The organism is Oryzicola mucosus (assembly GCF_014534685.1).
In the GTDB taxonomy this organism is placed as follows: domain Bacteria; phylum Pseudomonadota; class Alphaproteobacteria; order Rhizobiales; family Rhizobiaceae; genus Oryzicola; species Oryzicola mucosus.
The window spans coordinates 213,148-228,274 of record NZ_JACVVX010000004.1 but is presented as its reverse complement, the minus strand read 5'-3'; the positions used below and the strand labels follow the sequence as shown (position 1 = coordinate 228,274).

13 protein-coding genes and 1 tRNA gene are annotated in these 15,127 nt (G+C 61.4%); 6 read left to right on the top strand and 8 right to left on the bottom strand.

From position 1 onward, the window contains the following. Nucleotides 1-45 precede the first annotated feature (45 nt). On the bottom strand, nt 46-1,113 hold the full coding sequence (locus ICI42_RS14435; RefSeq protein ID WP_188165284.1) for a porin: 1,068 nt from the start codon (nt 1,111-1,113) through the stop codon (nt 46-48). A 377-nt stretch (nt 1,114-1,490) separates the two neighbouring features. Next, nucleotides 1,491-1,581 (bottom strand) — tRNA-Ser (locus ICI42_RS14430). Between the two features lie 412 nt (nt 1,582-1,993). Here ICI42_RS14430 and ICI42_RS14425 point away from each other — a divergent pair. Further along, nucleotides 1,994-3,088 (top strand): porin, encoded by a 1,095-nt coding sequence (locus ICI42_RS14425; protein WP_188165283.1) that lies wholly within the window; start codon nt 1,994-1,996, stop codon nt 3,086-3,088. 102 nt (nt 3,089-3,190) lie between these two features. Here ICI42_RS14425 and ICI42_RS14420 read toward each other — a convergent pair whose 3' ends face one another. Both ICI42_RS14420 and ICI42_RS14415 read right to left on the bottom strand, forming a co-directional pair. After that, the gene (locus tag ICI42_RS14420) at nt 3,191-4,084 is read right to left on the bottom strand and encodes an alpha/beta fold hydrolase (protein ID WP_188165282.1); all 894 of its coding nucleotides are present in this window, start codon (nt 4,082-4,084) and stop codon (nt 3,191-3,193) included. A 38-nt stretch (nt 4,085-4,122) separates the two neighbouring features. Then, on the bottom strand, nt 4,123-6,156 hold the full coding sequence (locus tag ICI42_RS14415; protein WP_188165281.1) for a lytic transglycosylase domain-containing protein: 2,034 nt from the start codon (nt 6,154-6,156) through the stop codon (nt 4,123-4,125). Nucleotides 6,157-6,420: 264 nt separating this feature from the next. Here ICI42_RS14415 and dapA point away from each other — a divergent pair, with 264 nt between their 5' ends. From dapA to ICI42_RS14400, 3 genes are all read left to right on the top strand, one after another. After that, nucleotides 6,421-7,302, top strand: a complete 882-nt coding sequence (gene dapA / locus ICI42_RS14410) for a 4-hydroxy-tetrahydrodipicolinate synthase (RefSeq protein ID WP_188165280.1) — start codon at nt 6,421-6,423, stop codon at nt 7,300-7,302. Nucleotides 7,303-7,325: 23 nt separating this feature from the next. After that, nucleotides 7,326-7,805 (top strand): SsrA-binding protein SmpB, encoded by a 480-nt coding sequence (smpB, locus tag ICI42_RS14405; RefSeq protein WP_188165279.1) that lies wholly within the window; start codon nt 7,326-7,328, stop codon nt 7,803-7,805. An 85-nt stretch (nt 7,806-7,890) separates the two neighbouring features. Then, nucleotides 7,891-8,238 carry a hypothetical protein gene (locus ICI42_RS14400; protein ID WP_188165278.1) on the top strand — a complete coding sequence of 116 codons (348 nt, stop codon included), beginning with the start codon at nt 7,891-7,893 and terminating at the stop codon, nt 8,236-8,238. Nucleotides 8,239-8,540: 302 nt separating this feature from the next. Here ICI42_RS14400 and ICI42_RS14395 read toward each other — a convergent pair whose 3' ends face one another. The 4 genes from ICI42_RS14395 to ICI42_RS14380 form a co-directional block, all read right to left on the bottom strand. After that, nucleotides 8,541-9,302 carry a hypothetical protein gene (locus tag ICI42_RS14395; RefSeq protein ID WP_188165277.1) on the bottom strand — a complete coding sequence of 254 codons (762 nt, stop codon included), beginning with the start codon at nt 9,300-9,302 and terminating at the stop codon, nt 8,541-8,543. A gap of 785 nt (nt 9,303-10,087) precedes the next feature. Further along, the gene (locus ICI42_RS14390; protein WP_188165276.1) at nt 10,088-10,459 is read right to left on the bottom strand and encodes an endonuclease domain-containing protein; all 372 of its coding nucleotides are present in this window, start codon (nt 10,457-10,459) and stop codon (nt 10,088-10,090) included. A 254-nt stretch (nt 10,460-10,713) separates the two neighbouring features. After that, nucleotides 10,714-11,382 (bottom strand): uracil-DNA glycosylase, encoded by a 669-nt coding sequence (locus tag ICI42_RS14385; RefSeq protein ID WP_188165275.1) that lies wholly within the window; start codon nt 11,380-11,382, stop codon nt 10,714-10,716. Further along, complete coding sequence (locus ICI42_RS14380; RefSeq protein ID WP_188165274.1) at nt 11,382-11,966, bottom strand: LabA-like NYN domain-containing protein; 585 nt, start codon at nt 11,964-11,966, stop codon at nt 11,382-11,384. The genes ICI42_RS14385 and ICI42_RS14380 overlap by 1 nt, the downstream gene beginning before the upstream one ends. Nucleotides 11,967-12,246: 280 nt before the next feature. On the opposite strand from ICI42_RS14380, the gene rpoZ reads away from it, so the two are divergent. Further along, nucleotides 12,247-12,645 carry a DNA-directed RNA polymerase subunit omega gene (rpoZ, locus tag ICI42_RS14375; protein WP_188165273.1) on the top strand — a complete coding sequence of 133 codons (399 nt, stop codon included), beginning with the start codon at nt 12,247-12,249 and terminating at the stop codon, nt 12,643-12,645. Nucleotides 12,646-12,890: 245 nt separating this feature from the next. After that, nucleotides 12,891-15,122 carry a RelA/SpoT family protein gene (locus ICI42_RS14370; RefSeq protein ID WP_188165272.1) on the top strand — a complete coding sequence of 744 codons (2,232 nt, stop codon included), beginning with the start codon at nt 12,891-12,893 and terminating at the stop codon, nt 15,120-15,122. Nucleotides 15,123-15,127 lie beyond the last annotated feature (5 nt).

Here is a 15,127-nt window from a genome sequence, read left to right as displayed (position 1 = left end):
CGGCAGTTGCCTGCCGGGTTTCCGTATTCCGATCAGATGAACTGATTAGAACGAAGCGTCGAGACGGAGGAAGCCAGCGAACGAGCCGTCACCATCATTTACGCGATCCCAGGTGTCGCCATCGAAGTAGTTGAGAGCGAGCTTAGCGTCGAGGTTCTCGACGATCTTGTAATCGACGACAGCGCCAACAGCCCAGTTGTTCTCGCCTTCCCAAAGGACTGCGCTGAGATTGTTCTCATGAGCGTCGCCATAGTACTGACCACCAGCACCAATAGCCAGCTTTTCGTTGACCTGATACTTCAGGTAACCACCAGCGGACCACTTGTAGCCGTTGTAAGGCGAACCCAGGCTCCAGTAGGTCGGGCCGGACTCGTAAGCTCCGAGCAGTTCAACGGTCAGGGCATCGGTCGCCTTGATCTTGGCGATGGCCTTCAGAGCGAACTCTTCATAAGCGTTGTCATAACCGCCATAGATGTTGACGGTACCCCAACCCTGGGCGATCGCAACCTTACCCGTGATCAGCGGAACATAGTCGTAGTCGTTGGACTCTTCTTCCAAACCGACCGTAAGCGCCACGCCATTGCCGGCATCGAAGGTGTAACGGATCTGGTTGACGCGTTCGCCGCCGCCATCATCGAATTCACCGGACAGATCGCCATCGAACAGGGTATCTGTGTGACCAACAAGGAGACCGCCGAGTTCGAAATAAGCATGACGCAGAGCCGTGCCGCTTTCATCGGAAGCGCCGGTCCAGTAGTCGACACCGTCTTCTTCAACCCAGCCACGCGCGTTTGCCGAGGCCTGGAACTCGATGTAACGACGGAACGTGCCGTATTCGGTTTCCGAACGCGCATCGATCTTGAGGCGCATCAGCGCTTCCTTGCGCCAGCCGTCGTCATTGTCGTCCCAGTTGATCTGGTAGCGAACGAGACCGCCGATCTTCAAGCAGGTTTCGGTACCGGGGATGTAGTAGAAGCCGGCGCCGTAGACGTCGCAAATGCGAACGTATTCCATGGGTTCCGGTTCGGCGACGACGATAGCGTCGGCAGCGCGAGCGCCGGATACTGCGAACAGGGCCGCAGCGGAGCCGAGAAGCAGGCTCTTAATGTTCATTTTCTGACCTCCAGTCAAAGTTTAATTCAGGGTTGGGCAGTTTGGCTGAAGGCAGCGTTGTCCCACACCCCCGCCGGAAAAAAGCAAACTAGGCGTCCCCTCGTTTCCTATGATGAGAATACAGACCAGCATTTTTCACGCAATGCTCACACGGCCGTGAAGTCGGATAGGATGCCTATCTATTTGCCCTGTGTTGCAGAAAAAGCACGATGTGAGATGTGGCGTTAACCAGGCGTTTACGAACAGGTCGATGAGCGGCGGCGGGAGGCTATGTTTTTTGCGGTGTGCGATTTGCTGAGAAGTCTGGAACGCGACTGCACGTCCGAGTCCCTGGGGTGGGGGCGTTGAGCAACGCGAGAGTGACGTGAGTGAAATAATGGCGGAGAGGATGGGATTCGAACCCACGAGAAGCTTTTGACCTCTACTCCCTTAGCAGGGGAGCGCCTTCGACCACTCGGCCACCTCTCCGTCGCGTCCGCTCGATAAAGAAAAGCTGAGCCACAAGCAACATCGTTTCCGGCGTTTTCTGAAAAACGGTGCTGATTCCTGTTCGAATAGAACAAGGAGCAACGTTCGGTTGGCCAAGCTTCCTCTTGGAGCATCAATTTGCCGGGAAATTACCGCGCTGGAGCTTCAGGGTTAACAGAGGATTAAGCCGGCCCATCAAAACGTGTCATTTCCGCAACAGCGATTTTCCATAGCAGGTCTCGACGGTTCCGATCCAACGCTTTTCGGTTGTTCGTTTGGTCGGGGCGGATAAAGTTGAACTCAAGGAAGAGACACCTCCCTGTCTTTTCCTCGGGCTTTGGGGCGCCGGGACGGGCTTTAGATTTCGAACTATCCGGACCCTTATTTTGAACTTTTGACTGGAGGTCAGAAAATGAACATTAAGAGCCTTCTTCTCGGCTCCGCTGCGGCCCTGCTCGCAGTATCCGGCGCTCGCGCTGCCGACGCTATCGTCGTCGCCGAACCGGAACCCATGGAATACGTTCGCATTTGCGACGTCTACGGCGCCGGCTTCTACTACATCCCCGGTACCGAAACCTGCTTGAAGATCGGCGGTCTCGTTCGCTACCAGATCAACTGGGCTGACAATGACGACGGCTGGCGCAAGGAAGCGCTGATGCGCCTCAAGATCGATGCGCGTTCGGAAACCGAATACGGCACGTTCCGTCGTTACATCGAGTTCCAGGCCTCGGCAAACGCGCGTGGCTGGGTTGAAGAAGACGGTGTCGACTACTGGACCGGCGCTTCCGATGAAAGCGGCACGGCTCTGCGTCATGCTTATTTCGAACTCGGCGGTCTCCTTGTCGGTCACACAGATACCCTGTTCGATGGCGATCTGTCGGGTGAGTTTGATACCGGCGGTGGTGAGCGCGTCAACCAGATCCGTTACACCTTCGATGCCGGCAATGGCATTGCTGTTTCGCTCGGCTTGGAAGAAGAGTCTAACGATTACGACTACGTTCCGCTCATCGTTGGTAAAGTCTCGATCGCTCAGGGCTGGGGCTCGGTTGACCTCTTCGCTGGTTATGACAACGCTTATGAAGAGTTCGCTCTGAAGGGCATTGCCAAGATCAAGGCGACAGAAGCTCTTACGATCGAACTGCTCGCAGCCTACGAGTCTGGCCCGACCTACTGGGGCTTTGGTAACCCAATCGTTGGCATCAGCAGCCCGTATGATGGTTACGAATGGTCGGCTGGTGGTTACCTGATGTATCAGGTCAACGAAAAGCTTGCTATTGGCGCCGGTGGTCAGTATTTCGCCGACGCTCATAGCAATGGTTTGCTTGACGGCATCGCAGACGTTGGTGGCAACAATGACTGGGTCGTCGGCGCTGTCGTCGACTACAAGATCGTCGAGAACCTCGACGCTAAGCTCGCTCTCAACTACAATGATGGCGACACCTACGACGAATATAACGATGGTGATGGCGTTTTCAGCGGCTTCCTCCGTCTTGACGCTTCGTTCTAATCAGTTCATCTGATCGGAATACGGAAACCCGGCAGGCAACTGCCGGGTTTTTCTTTGGCCAGTTGTCGCGACGTCGTTGGTGCATTCGTAGTTCACAGACAGCTACAGTTTCGCAGCGTTTCTGAGGAATCGCCCGATAGTCTCCGGATGACTGGCCATTTCCAGCAGCGGCGCATGGCCCTGACCGGCTGCGGTGATCGCGATCAGTCCTGGATGCCTTCTTTCCATCTCTGCCACGGTCTCTACCGACAACAGCCGCGAATTTTCTCCGCGAATCACCATCATAGGAATGCCGGCCATGAGGTCGAACTGCTCCCATAGCGTCGGCAGCGGCCCTTCCAATGTCATGGCCTTGAACAGGGCGACAAGCTTCGGGTCGTAGTCCAGGACTGGAACGCCCGATTCGTCGCGATAGATGGCGCGGACGAATCGCTCCCAATCTTCCGATCGCAGCGCCGGAAACGCCGCCCCATGGATGCCGCGCTGGATGTCGACTGCCTCGCCGAAGGATTTGGGCGTCCGGCTGCCGTCGAGATAGTCCCGAATCTGCCTGAGGCCCTCGACCTCGAGGGCGGGGCCGACATCGTTGAACACGGCAGCACTCATCAGGTCCGGATTCGTCGCGGCGAGAATGTGCATGATCAGCCCGCCGCGCGATGTGCCGATGAACTGAGCCTGCTCAACGCCCAGTTCATTCAGACCAGTGACGATATCCCGCGCCTCGACCGCGACCGAATAGGTGGCGGGATCGGGACTGTAATCGGACAGTCCGCGGCCGCGATAGTCGAAGGCAACGACCAGACGAGGGGTCGTGGGATCATTGGCAAGGTGCAGCGCGAGGTGATGAAAGTCGCGCGCATTGCGAGTGAGGCCAGGCAGGCAGACGATGGCGGGCAGCCTGCCATCGGCCGCGCCGCCATAGAGCCGCGCGTGAAGCCTCAACCCATCGTCGGACTTGTAGAAAAAGTCCGAGAAATCCTGTTGCTCGCCGGTCATTGTCCCTCCGATCGGCAACAGCGTCTAAGAGGAACGGGTCACCGCCCGTTGACGAGGTCGCCCGCAATATCGACGCTGCCTGACAGCCGCATCTTGTAGACCTGATAGTTTTCCATCACGCGCTGAACGTAGCTGCGCGTTTCGGCGAAGGGAATACGTTCGATCCAGTCGACGACGGTTTCGATCGGCTTGCCGCGCGGGTCGCCATAGCGCTGCACCCACTGCCGCGCGCGGGTCGGGCCGGCATTGTAGCCGGCGAAGGTCAGCACATAGGAGCCGTTGAACCGGCCGAGCTGTTCGCCAAGGAAGACAGCGCCAAGCGCTGCGTTATAGCCGGCATCGGTGGTCAGCCGCGATTGTGAGTAGGGGAGGCCGGCCTTGCGCGCCATGTCCTTGGCCGTGCCCGGCATCAGTTGCAGCAAACCGCGCGCGCCGACGCCCGAAACCGCGCCGACATTGAACTCGCTCTCCTGGCGGGCAATGGCGTAGGCAAGCGCCGTTCCGGATCCGGAAATATCGGTATCGGTGGGAATCACGCCGACCGGATGCGACAAAGCACCGACATCGACGCCATTGCCGGCGGCGGCTTTGCCGATTCGCAGCGCGAGATAGTGATTCTTTTGTTTCTCCGCCATATCAGCTAAAAGCGCCACCTCGCCGGGGCTAGCGAGTTGCCGGGCGAGGTCGCGATAAAGCGCGTCCGCGTAGCGCGGGTAGCCTGCTTGTTCGAGACGCTTGATGGCATTGACCGCCTCGCGCTCGCCGAATGCCTTCACATCCGCTTGCGATGGCTGCGGCGTCGCGATGTTCAGTGTGTGGCTGCCGGCTTTTTCCGATGCGAGCTGGCCGTAGAATGTCGCGCCATAGCTCGCCGCCCGCTGGTAATAAGCCATTGCATCGCCGGGGCCGCCGTCTTCCGCGGCGCGGCCGAGCCAGTAATAGGCGCGGGACAGCGATATAGCCCCTTCGGAGACATCGGCGATTCGGGCAAAATGCTCGGCCGCTGTTTTCGGGTCGCGCATGCCGCGCAGCGCGTACCAGCCGGCATGAAACTCCGCGTCGGCAGCATTGGCAGGGCTCTCCGCCGAGTGGCCGGCCGCGATCCGATAAGCCGCTCCCACATCGCCTGCATCCAAAAGTTCGCGCGACAGGACCCGGCGTTCGATCCACCACGCGTCGGGGTCGACCAGTGCCTCGCGCCCCTCAGGCGCCGATAGCATCACGGCGGCTGCGTCCTGATACTTCTTCTGCCAGCGCAGATATTTGGCCTTGGCGAAAATATAACCGCCCGACCGCTGGTCCGCCGGCACCGCGTCAAGCAGCGTACCGGCTGTCTTGTCGCCGCGCAGCACGGCACTCCAGGCGTCGGCAAGCGCCTTTGCGCCGGCAAGAGGTGCGAGACGTTGGGCGGAATTGGCGCGTTCTGCGTAGAGCATGCGTTCCATGCGGAAGCGATGATCGGTCGCGGGAATCAGCGCGCCGAATTCTGCAATCAGCGCTCGTTCTTCCTCCGGCTCCAGCTTTTCGGTTCGCCAGAAGGGTACAAGTGCTGCGCGTGCGCCATCCGGGTCGCCCAGATGGACGCGCGCGCGCGCCAGAATCACCGCGCCCTCCATCGTCTTTGGCGTCTTGCCGTCGAACGCAGCCATGACGGCGCGCGGGCCGGCATTTTCCCGCGCAAGCGCGCGTTCGGCGTTCTGCGCAAGTGTGTCGAGACCGGGCCAGCCCTGCAGGATTTCGGCAGCGGTGGAAATCTCTTCGCTGGGAACGCGGCTACCGCCGTAAAGGGCCACCGCCCAGGTCAGGATATGCCGGTCGAGCGCATCCCTGGGCAGGCTGTCGCGTACCGAACGCGCGCCGTCAATGTCGCGCGATGCAAGCGCGTCGAGGCCGCGTTTCAAAGTATCGATCGTTTCCGGCGCAGTCATGCCCAGCATCTGCCGGACATAGGACACAGCGGAGTTGAGCTTCGAATCGAGAGGCTCGGCGGCGATCGCCGTCGGCGCAAGCAGCAGCGTTACCGCGGCCAGGGCGGCACGATCGAGCCTCAAGGCTGAGAAACGATGCTTCATGCGTCTGTTCCTGCGCAGATGGCGGTCAGCTCTGTCCAAAAGGGTAATGTCGGGACATGAAGGGATGGTGAAGAAAAGGTTATCAGCTCCGGCAAAGGCATTTGAACCGCCCATATGGGGATTGAGCCAATTTCCTCCAAATTGATGTCGAGACTATGGTGCGCAGCTTCACTTTCGGATAGAAAGCCCGCTTCGTGTCCAGGGTCCGATGGGTCGGGCGCGCAACCAAAATCTGACCAAAAAGGTTCCGGGAGTTCGCACGACATGCTGAGAGGCTCATTGACAGCGCTGGTTACGCCCTTCGACAAGGATGGCGGACTGGACGAGAAAGCCTTTCGTGCGTTCGTCGAATGGCAGATAGCCGAAGGCACGCGGGGGCTGGTTCCTGTCGGCACGACCGGCGAATCGCCCACGCTGAGCCATGAGGAGCACCGTCGCGTCGTCGAAGCCTGTGTGGACGTCGCCAACGGCCGCGTGCCTGTCGTCGCAGGCGCCGGTTCCAACAACACAGCCGAGGCGATCAGCCTTGCCAAGCATGCCGAAAAGGTCGGCGCCGATGCCGTCCTGGTGGTGACGCCCTATTACAACAAGCCGACGCAGCGCGGTCTTTACGAGCATTTTGCCTCGATCGCCAAGGCGGTCCGCCTTCCGATCATCATCTACAACATCCCGCCGCGTTCGGTCATCGACATGACGCCGGAGACGATGGGCCGGCTGGCGAACGACTTCAAGAACATCGCCGGCGTCAAGGACGCGACCGGCAAGGTCGAGCGCGTGTCCGAACAGCGCATCACCTGCGGAACCGATTTCATCCAGCTTTCCGGCGAGGATGCCTCCGCACTCGGCTTCAACGCCCATGGCGGCGTCGGCGCCATCTCGGTGACGTCGAATGTCGCGCCGCGCCTCTGCGCGGAGTTCCAGGAGGCGACGCTCGCCGGCGACGGCAAGACGGCGCTCGAGTTGCAGGACCGTTTGATGCCGCTGCACAAGGCGCTGTTCATCGAGCCGGGCGTGTCCGGCGCAAAATATGCACTGTCGCGTCTCGGCAAGCTGGAAAACGTGCTGCGTTCGCCGTTGATGACGGTCGAGGACGCCACCGCTGAAAAGATCGACGCGGCGATGAAGCATGCCGGCTTGATAAATTAGGTGGATCAGCCCACTTCAGCGTCATGAACCAGGTCAGAAAAGCCGATCCCAACAACAAGACCGTCGCCGAGAATCGCAAGGCGCGGTTTTCCTATGAGGTCCTCGACACCGTCGAGACCGGCTTGATGCTGACCGGCACCGAGGTGAAATCTCTGCGCGGCGGGCAGGCCAACATCCAGGATTCCTACGCCTCGGTCGAGGGCGGCGAGTTGTGGCTGATCAATTCCTATCTGCCGGAATATCTTCAGGCCAACCGCTTCAATCATGAGCCGCGCCGCCGCCGCAAGCTTCTGGTCAGCAAGCGGGAACTCTCCCGCATGTCGCAGAGCGTCGACCGCGAGGGCATGACGCTCATCCCGCTGAAGATTTACTTCAACGATCGGGGCCGGGCGAAACTCCTGCTCGCCGTGGCGCGCGGCAAGAAATTGCACGACAAGCGCGAGACCGAGAAGCAGCGCGACTGGAACCGCGAGAAAGGCCGCCTGCTCAAGGAGCGGGGGTAGGCCGTCACGTTGCTCCCGGTGCGACTCCCTTGCGTGAAAGCGGCTCTTATGTGAAGAGCGTGACTGTCGCTGCCGGGGGGCTAACATGCGTCTGTTCATCTTTCTTTTTTGCCTGCTTTCTTCAATTGCATCGGCATATTCTGCGGAAAGCCGCGAGGCGTTCGCCGCCCGCCTTCAAAAACACGTCGACGCCGTTCGCTACGATCCCATCGTGCGTCAATCGGCCGGCAGGTTGGACGCAAAGCTGATCAAGGTTGCGTTCGCTGTTGGTGCGGACGGAAAGATCCAGAGGGTGAAAATCGTTTCGAGCCCCATGTCGAGAGAGTTGAATGTTTACATCGTAAGGGCATTCGAACGCCTCGATCCAATCAAGAATGTTCCGGCTTCCATTCCACTTTCGTTTCAAGTGTCGCTGAGCATTGGCGGTAAATGATACGAGTTGACAGCTGTCAACTTTAACGGCTGGGTGCGTCCTTCGAGGCTCGCCCTTCGAGGATTTGGCTTCGGTTTTCGGTGTCCTGCGGGCTCGCACCTCGGAATGAGGGCGGTCGGCGCGGGGCGGGGAGCCAAGTGGCGTCCCCGAACCGACTGATCGGTGCCGGCCGGCTTTGTCCACCGCCCCAAAAACGCTGCTGAAAAAATAGTCGGACCGCGCGCAATCGGCCAACGGTTTTGGCGCGCGCAGGCGTGGCTGCGCGGCAGCGGACAAAGCTGTTCTGTCGCAAGACTTGTAGGTCATGAGCTGTCGGGGTGCTCCAGCGTCCACAGCGCCAGCCCGTGCAGATCGTCCAGAGTGCGGTCGACCTCACGGGCGTGGCGCGAGCCGGGCGACCGCAAGCCCGGCGGCGGCCCGCCGCGCAGCGGCGACAGGCGATGAAACGCGCCGCGCCGCGGCCGCTGACGCCAGCGCACGAAGCGCCGGGCCTGGCGCGGCAGATCGTCGAGCGCGCGGCCAAGCGCTGCCAGCCTGAGCCGCAGGCGGTCGGCATCGAGCGGATCGTCTGGCAGCGGGGCGGGTCGGGCCGGGATAAGCGAGGACGCCTCGAAGCCGAAGCCGAAGCCGCGAATACGGGGCACGATAGCCGACCGCGACGGCTTTTGCCGGGGCAGGCGCAGCGGATCGAGCAGCGGAAGGGCCATGGACTGAGGCGCGGGGCGGAGCGGGATGGCACCTTTCGGCATCACGATGCCGGTGCCGCCGGGCGCGCGCAGGAAGGCGGAGTGTTGCTGCGAAGTTCCAAGACGCGGGCGCGGCGGTGGCACAATCATGCCGCGCGCGGCAAGAATGATCAGCCGTCGTGCCGCCGCCTCGGCGGGACGCAGCAGCCGGAGAATGGCGCGATGCAGATGGCGCGGCAGAGTGTTTTGGCCAACATCCGTGCCGGCCGTATGGTGGCTTTCGCCAGCCGCAACCGTCATGCCGGCCATGGCGACGAGCAAAGCGAGCAGCCGCTTGAGCGCTGCCTGATGCTTGTCGATCGCCCCTGCCCAATCCATCGCCGCCTCCTTTCGTCGTTCAAGGCGGTGGGAGTGTATGGCGGGGGTGGAGAGTGTGGATAAACCGTGGGCGATTTCAGCGCCCGCTCTTCACTCTCCCCCACCAAGGGGAGATAGCGCCGGCATCGACGCCCCCTTCTCCCCTTGCGGGAGAAGGTGCCCCGAAGGGGCGGATGAGGGGTGCTGGAAGAAACGAGGCGATGGAGGACCGGGAAGCTCGTGCATTGGCGCGCAATACGCAGCCTCTCACTCCGTCCATCACCCCTCATCCGACCTCGCTTTCGCTGCGCTCGGCTCGGCCACCCCCGGCCCTCCGCTTGGGCTCCGGGCGTTCATCGCTTCAATCGACAAATCGTTGTCGATTGATCGGCTTCGCCGACCGCTCTTCACCCCGCAGGGGGAGAAGGGATGGCGTTACATGCTCGCCACCGGAATTCAAAGTCATGGCGGTAGTGCGTCGTCAGCGCCGACGCCCCCTTCTCCCCTTGCGGGAGAAGGTGCCCCGAAGGGGCGGATGAGGGGTGCTGGAAGAAACGAGGCGGTGCAGGAAGGGGAAGCTCGGTGCATCGGCGTGCGTACTCTCCAGCCTCTCACTTCGTCCAACACCCCTCATCCGTCGCCTGTCTTTCGCTCTCTGCGTTCGCTCAAGGGCGACACCTTCTCCCGCAAGGGGAGAAGGGGGGCGCTCCTTTCTGCCTTCGCAGGTGTATCTCGTCGATCGATCAGCTTCGCTGACCGCTCTTCACCCTGCAAGGGGAGAAGGAGGCGTCGGCGCTGACGGCGCACTACCGCCAGGGCTGCAAAGTTCGGTCGCGTGTAAAGGCGACGATGGTATCGCAGACCGAGTTCATCTCCCGCAGCACCTCGTGGTTCCAGAACCGCAACACGCGAAAGCCTTGGGCTTGCAGGTCGGCGGAACGTCGGCGGTCGTGATCGGACATCGCGTGCTGGGAGCCGTCGATCTCGATGATCAGCATCGCCTCCGCACAAAGAAAATCGGCGACGTATCGCCCGACCGGAACCTGCCGCCGCACCTTGATGCCGTTCAGCCGCCGCCCGCGCAATTCCTGCCACAGCCGCTCCTCGGCTTCGGTCATGTCGCGCCGAAGCGTTTTGGCGAACCGGCGCTTTTCGGGCGGAACAGGCTGATGCGGCATGGCAGGATTTTACCGCCGCGTTTTCAGAAGAAAAGAGGCTGAAACCCGCGCCTCTTCCTTCTCCCGCAAGGGGAGAAGGGGGCGTCGGCGCTGACGAGGCACTACCGCCAGGGCTCCGACCGCTCTTCACTCCCGCAAGGGGAGAAGGGGGCGTTCCTTATCGCCTTCGCTGCGCTCGGCTGCACCCGAGAATGACGAAGGCGCGGGGCCAGGCAGAATGAGGCGCTTTGCCATCCTGAACGAGAAACGGAGCCTTACTCTGCCAGAAACTCAGCAATATCGGCGAAGACCTTGACGAACATGTCTTCGGTCAGCACGCCGGTGTTGGTGTTGTAGCGCGAGCAGTGATAGCTCGAAAACAGCGTGACCGGTCCTGCCTGATAGCGTCCGCCGTGCTTGAAGGGCATGGCCGCGACGCGCTGCCCCAGCGCCCGCACCGTCGACTGATGGCCGATGGAGCCAAGCGCCAGAATGGCCCTGAGATTTGGGAAGCTGGCGATGGTGGGAACCAGAAAATTGCGGCAGGTGGCAATTTCGGCGCCGACCGGCTTGTTTTCGGGCGGCACGCAGCGAACCGCATTGGTGATGGCGGTGCCGACGAGTTTCAGGCTGTCGTCGGGCCGTGCCTCGAAGCGGCCGCGCGCGAAACCAAAACGGATCAAGGTGGCGTAGAGCAGATCCCCGGCATAGTCGCCGGTGAAGGGACGCCCAGTGCGGTTGGCGCCGCGCAGCCCAGGCGCAAGCCCGACGACGAGAAAGCGCACGCTCTCGGCACCTTCGGGCGGCAGGAAGGTGGGAACGGGCGCGTTGTGCCATTCCGGTTCGCGTTCGCGCCAGGCTGCGATGAACTCGTGCAGGCGGGGGCAGAGCGGGCAGTCGCGGTCGGGCTCCGGAACGTGCCTGCCAAGCAGGACGTCAGGCATCAATAGTCGTCTTCCTCGCTGGGAGCAGCGGGTTCGGAGCGACGTGCCGGCCGTTCGGACGGGTCGCGCCCGACTTCGCCTTTCAGGGTCATGAGATCGACGAAATGGTCGGCCTGGCGACGCAAATCGTCGGAGATCATCGGCGGTTGCGAGGCCATGGTCGAGACGATGGACACCTTGCGGCCGCGACGCTGCAGCGCTTCGACGAGGGTGCGGAAATCGCCGTCGCCCGAGAAGATGACGTAGTGATCGACGACATCGGCCAGTTCAAGCGCATCGACGGCCAGCTCGATATCCATATTGCCCTTGATCTTGCGCCGGCCGGCCGCGTCGGTAAATTCCTTGGCAGGCTTGGTGACGACCTGGAAGCCATTATAGTCGAGCCAGTCGATCAAGGGACGGATCGAAGAATATTCCTGATCCTCAACCAGCGCGGTGTAGTAATAAGCGCGCAGCAGATAGCCGCGTTTCTGGAAGCTGGACAGCAATTTGCGATAGTCTATGTCGAAACCGAGCGCCCGAGACGTTGCGTAGAGATTGGCGCCGTCGATGAACAACGCGATTTTCTCTCTCTGGTCGAACATCGAAAAGGTCCTTCTCGCAATGAATGGTCTGGCAATGGTCGTCACTATAGGCCGCAAGCCGCTTATGACACCATCTATAGTTGGAAGCGGGCGTGACAATAGGTCTCCCAGGCCCGAATCGCTGTTGTAAACAGCGATATCCGCAGCGAAGTTTGCTTTTCGAAGCTCAGGAAGACGCAAGACGCGGTTCCTCGCTGCGCCAAAGACTTGTCTTGGCGGGCCTTTCAGGTTATGGAGCCCGTCAGTTTCCCGATAAATCCATGCATGAAAGGGGCATTCCATGGCCCGCGTAACCGTTGAAGACTGCATTGACAAGGTCGACAACCGCTTCGAGCTCGTGCTTCTGGCCGGCCACCGCGCCCGCATGATCTCGCAGGGTGCGCAGATCAGCATTCCGCGCGACAACGACAAGAACCCGGTGGTCGCGCTGCGCGAAATCGCCGACGAGACCCTGTCGCCCGACGATCTCAAGGAAGACCTGATCCATTCGCTGCAGAAGCATGTCGAGGTCGACGAGCCCGAGGCCGATGCGCCCGAGATTCCGGACCAGGCGACCGCCGCCGCAGTCACTGCCGATGTCGAGGAAGAAGAGAACATCACCTTCGACCGCATGACGGAAGAAGATCTGCTTGCCGGCATCGAGGGGCTTGTTGCTCCAGAAAAGAGCGACGACTACTAGCTTGGAAACAGCGTGAGGGCGGCCTGCACATGGCGGTTTCTGCGCTTCCGGTGCTCACGTACCTGAAAGTACGCTCCGCTCCGGTTCTCGAAACCGCCATTTTCGTCACGCCCTGACGCGTTTCCGAGCGGGCGGCGCGTGTAAGCCCGCTTCGGCCTTTTGTTACGGCAGTTTCGTGGCTATCTATGACATGCGCTGCAAGTTATTGCGGCGCATGATTCATTTCGGTCCCGGGGTTTGCAGCGATGATGCGTCAGTATGAGCTTGTCGAGCGCGTTCAGCGCTACAAGCCTGACGTCAACGAAGCCTTGCTCAACAAGGCTTATGTCTATGCGATGCAGAAGCATGGCCATCAGCGCCGCGCCTCTGGCGATCCCTATTTTTCACATCCGCTCGAAGTCGCCGCCATCCTGACGGACATGCATATGGACGAGGCCACGGTGGCCGTCGCCCTGTTGCACGACACGATCGAGGATACATCGGCCACCCGCCAGGAGATCGACGAACTGTTCGGTCCCGACATCGGCAAGCTGGTGGAGGGACTGACCAAGCTCAAGAAGCTCGATCTCGTCTCCAAGAAGGCCGAGCAGGCGGAGAATTTGCGCAAGCTTCTGCTCGCCATTTCCGAAGATGTGCGCGTGCTTCTGGTCAAGCTGGCCGACCGGCTGCACAACATGCGCACATTGCATCACGTTCCCGACAGCAAGCGGCTGCGCATCGCCGAAGAGACGATGGACATTTATGCACCGCTGGCCGGCCGCATGGGCATGCAGAGCATGCGCGAGGAGCTGGAAGAACTCGCCTTCCGCTATGTCAACCCGGACGCCTACAGGACCGTCACCGAGCGGCTTGAAGAGATATTCGCGCGCAACCAGGGCGTGGTCGACGAGATCACCGAGCTTCTGGCCGATCTGTTCGAAAAGAGTGGCATCCAGGCTTCGGTGAAGAGCCGGCGCAAGAAGGCCTGGTCGGTGTTCCGCAAGATGGAGACCAAGTCGCTCTCCTTCGAGCAACTGTCCGATCTGTTCGGCTTCCGCGTCGTCGTCGACAACGTCGAGGACTGCTACCGCGCGCTCGGCGTGATCCATCAGCGCTGGTCGATGGTGCCGGGGCGCTTCAAGGACTACATCTCGACACCCAAGCAGAACGACTACCGCTCCATCCACACCACCATCGTCGGCCCGTCGCGCCAGCGCATCGAGCTGCAGATACGCACCGCGCAGATGAACAAGGTCGCCGAATATGGCGTGGCCGCGCATTCGATCTACAAGGACGGGATCAAGCCGAACGGGGCCGCGCATACCCTGTCCAACGAGACCAACGCCTATGCCTGGCTGCGGCGGACGATCGAGCAACTGACCGACGGGGACAACCCGGAGGATTTCCTGGAAAACACCAAGCTGGAACTGTTCCAGGACCAGGTGTTCTGTTTCACGCCCAAGGGCATGCTGATCGCGCTGCCGCGGGGTGCCACGCCCATCGACTTCGCCTATGCGGTTCACACCGAGGTGGGCGATACCTGCGTCGGCGCCAAGGTCAACGGCCGTGTCATGCCGCTGATGACGGAGCTGAAGAATGGCGACGAGGTTGAGATCATCCGCTCCAAGGCGCAGGTGCCGCCAGCGGCGTGGGAATCGGTCGTGGTCACCGGCAAGGCGCGCTCGGCGATCCGCCGCGCCACCAAGAATGCCATCCGCAAGCAGTATTCCGGCCTTGGCCTGCGCATTCTGGAGCGCGCCTTCGAGCGCAGCGGCAAGAAGTTCTCCAAGGAGAGCCTGAAGACGGTGCTGCACCGGCTGGCGCGCAAGGACATCGAGGACGTGCTGACCACGGTCGGCCGGGGCGAATTGGCATCCAACGATGTGCTGCGCGCGCTCTATCCCGATTACAAGGACGAGCGCGCCGCCCAGCCGCAGCGTCCGCGCGAAGAAGGCTGGTCGAAGATCCGCGACGCGGCGGGCATGCTGTTCCAGATTCCGGGCCTGTCGTCGGCCTCGCCGTCGCGGGCCGCTGCCCGCGAGGCGGCGGGCGCGGTGCCGATCCGCGGCGTGCGGGGCGACCTGCCGGTGCGCTTCGCCCCGGAAGGGGCCGTGCCGGGCGACCGCATCGTCGGCATCCTGCAGCCGGGCTCGGGCATTACGATTTATCCCATCCAGTCGCCCTCGCTGACCGCCTTCGACGACCAGCCCGAACGCTGGATCGATGTCCGCTGGGACCTCGAGGAAGGCTCGAAGGAGCGCTTTCCCGCGCGGGTTTCGGTGACGGCGATCAACGCGCCCGGCTCGCTCGCCGACATCGCCCAGGTGATGGCGGCCAACGATGCCAACATCCACAATCTCTCGATGATCCGCACCGCGCCCGATTTCACCGAAATGCTGGTCGATCTCGAAGTGTGGGACCTCAAGCATCTCAACCGGCTGCTGTCGCAGCTCAAGGACAATTCGAGCGTCAGCGAAGCGCGGCGCGTCAATGGCTGACGAGG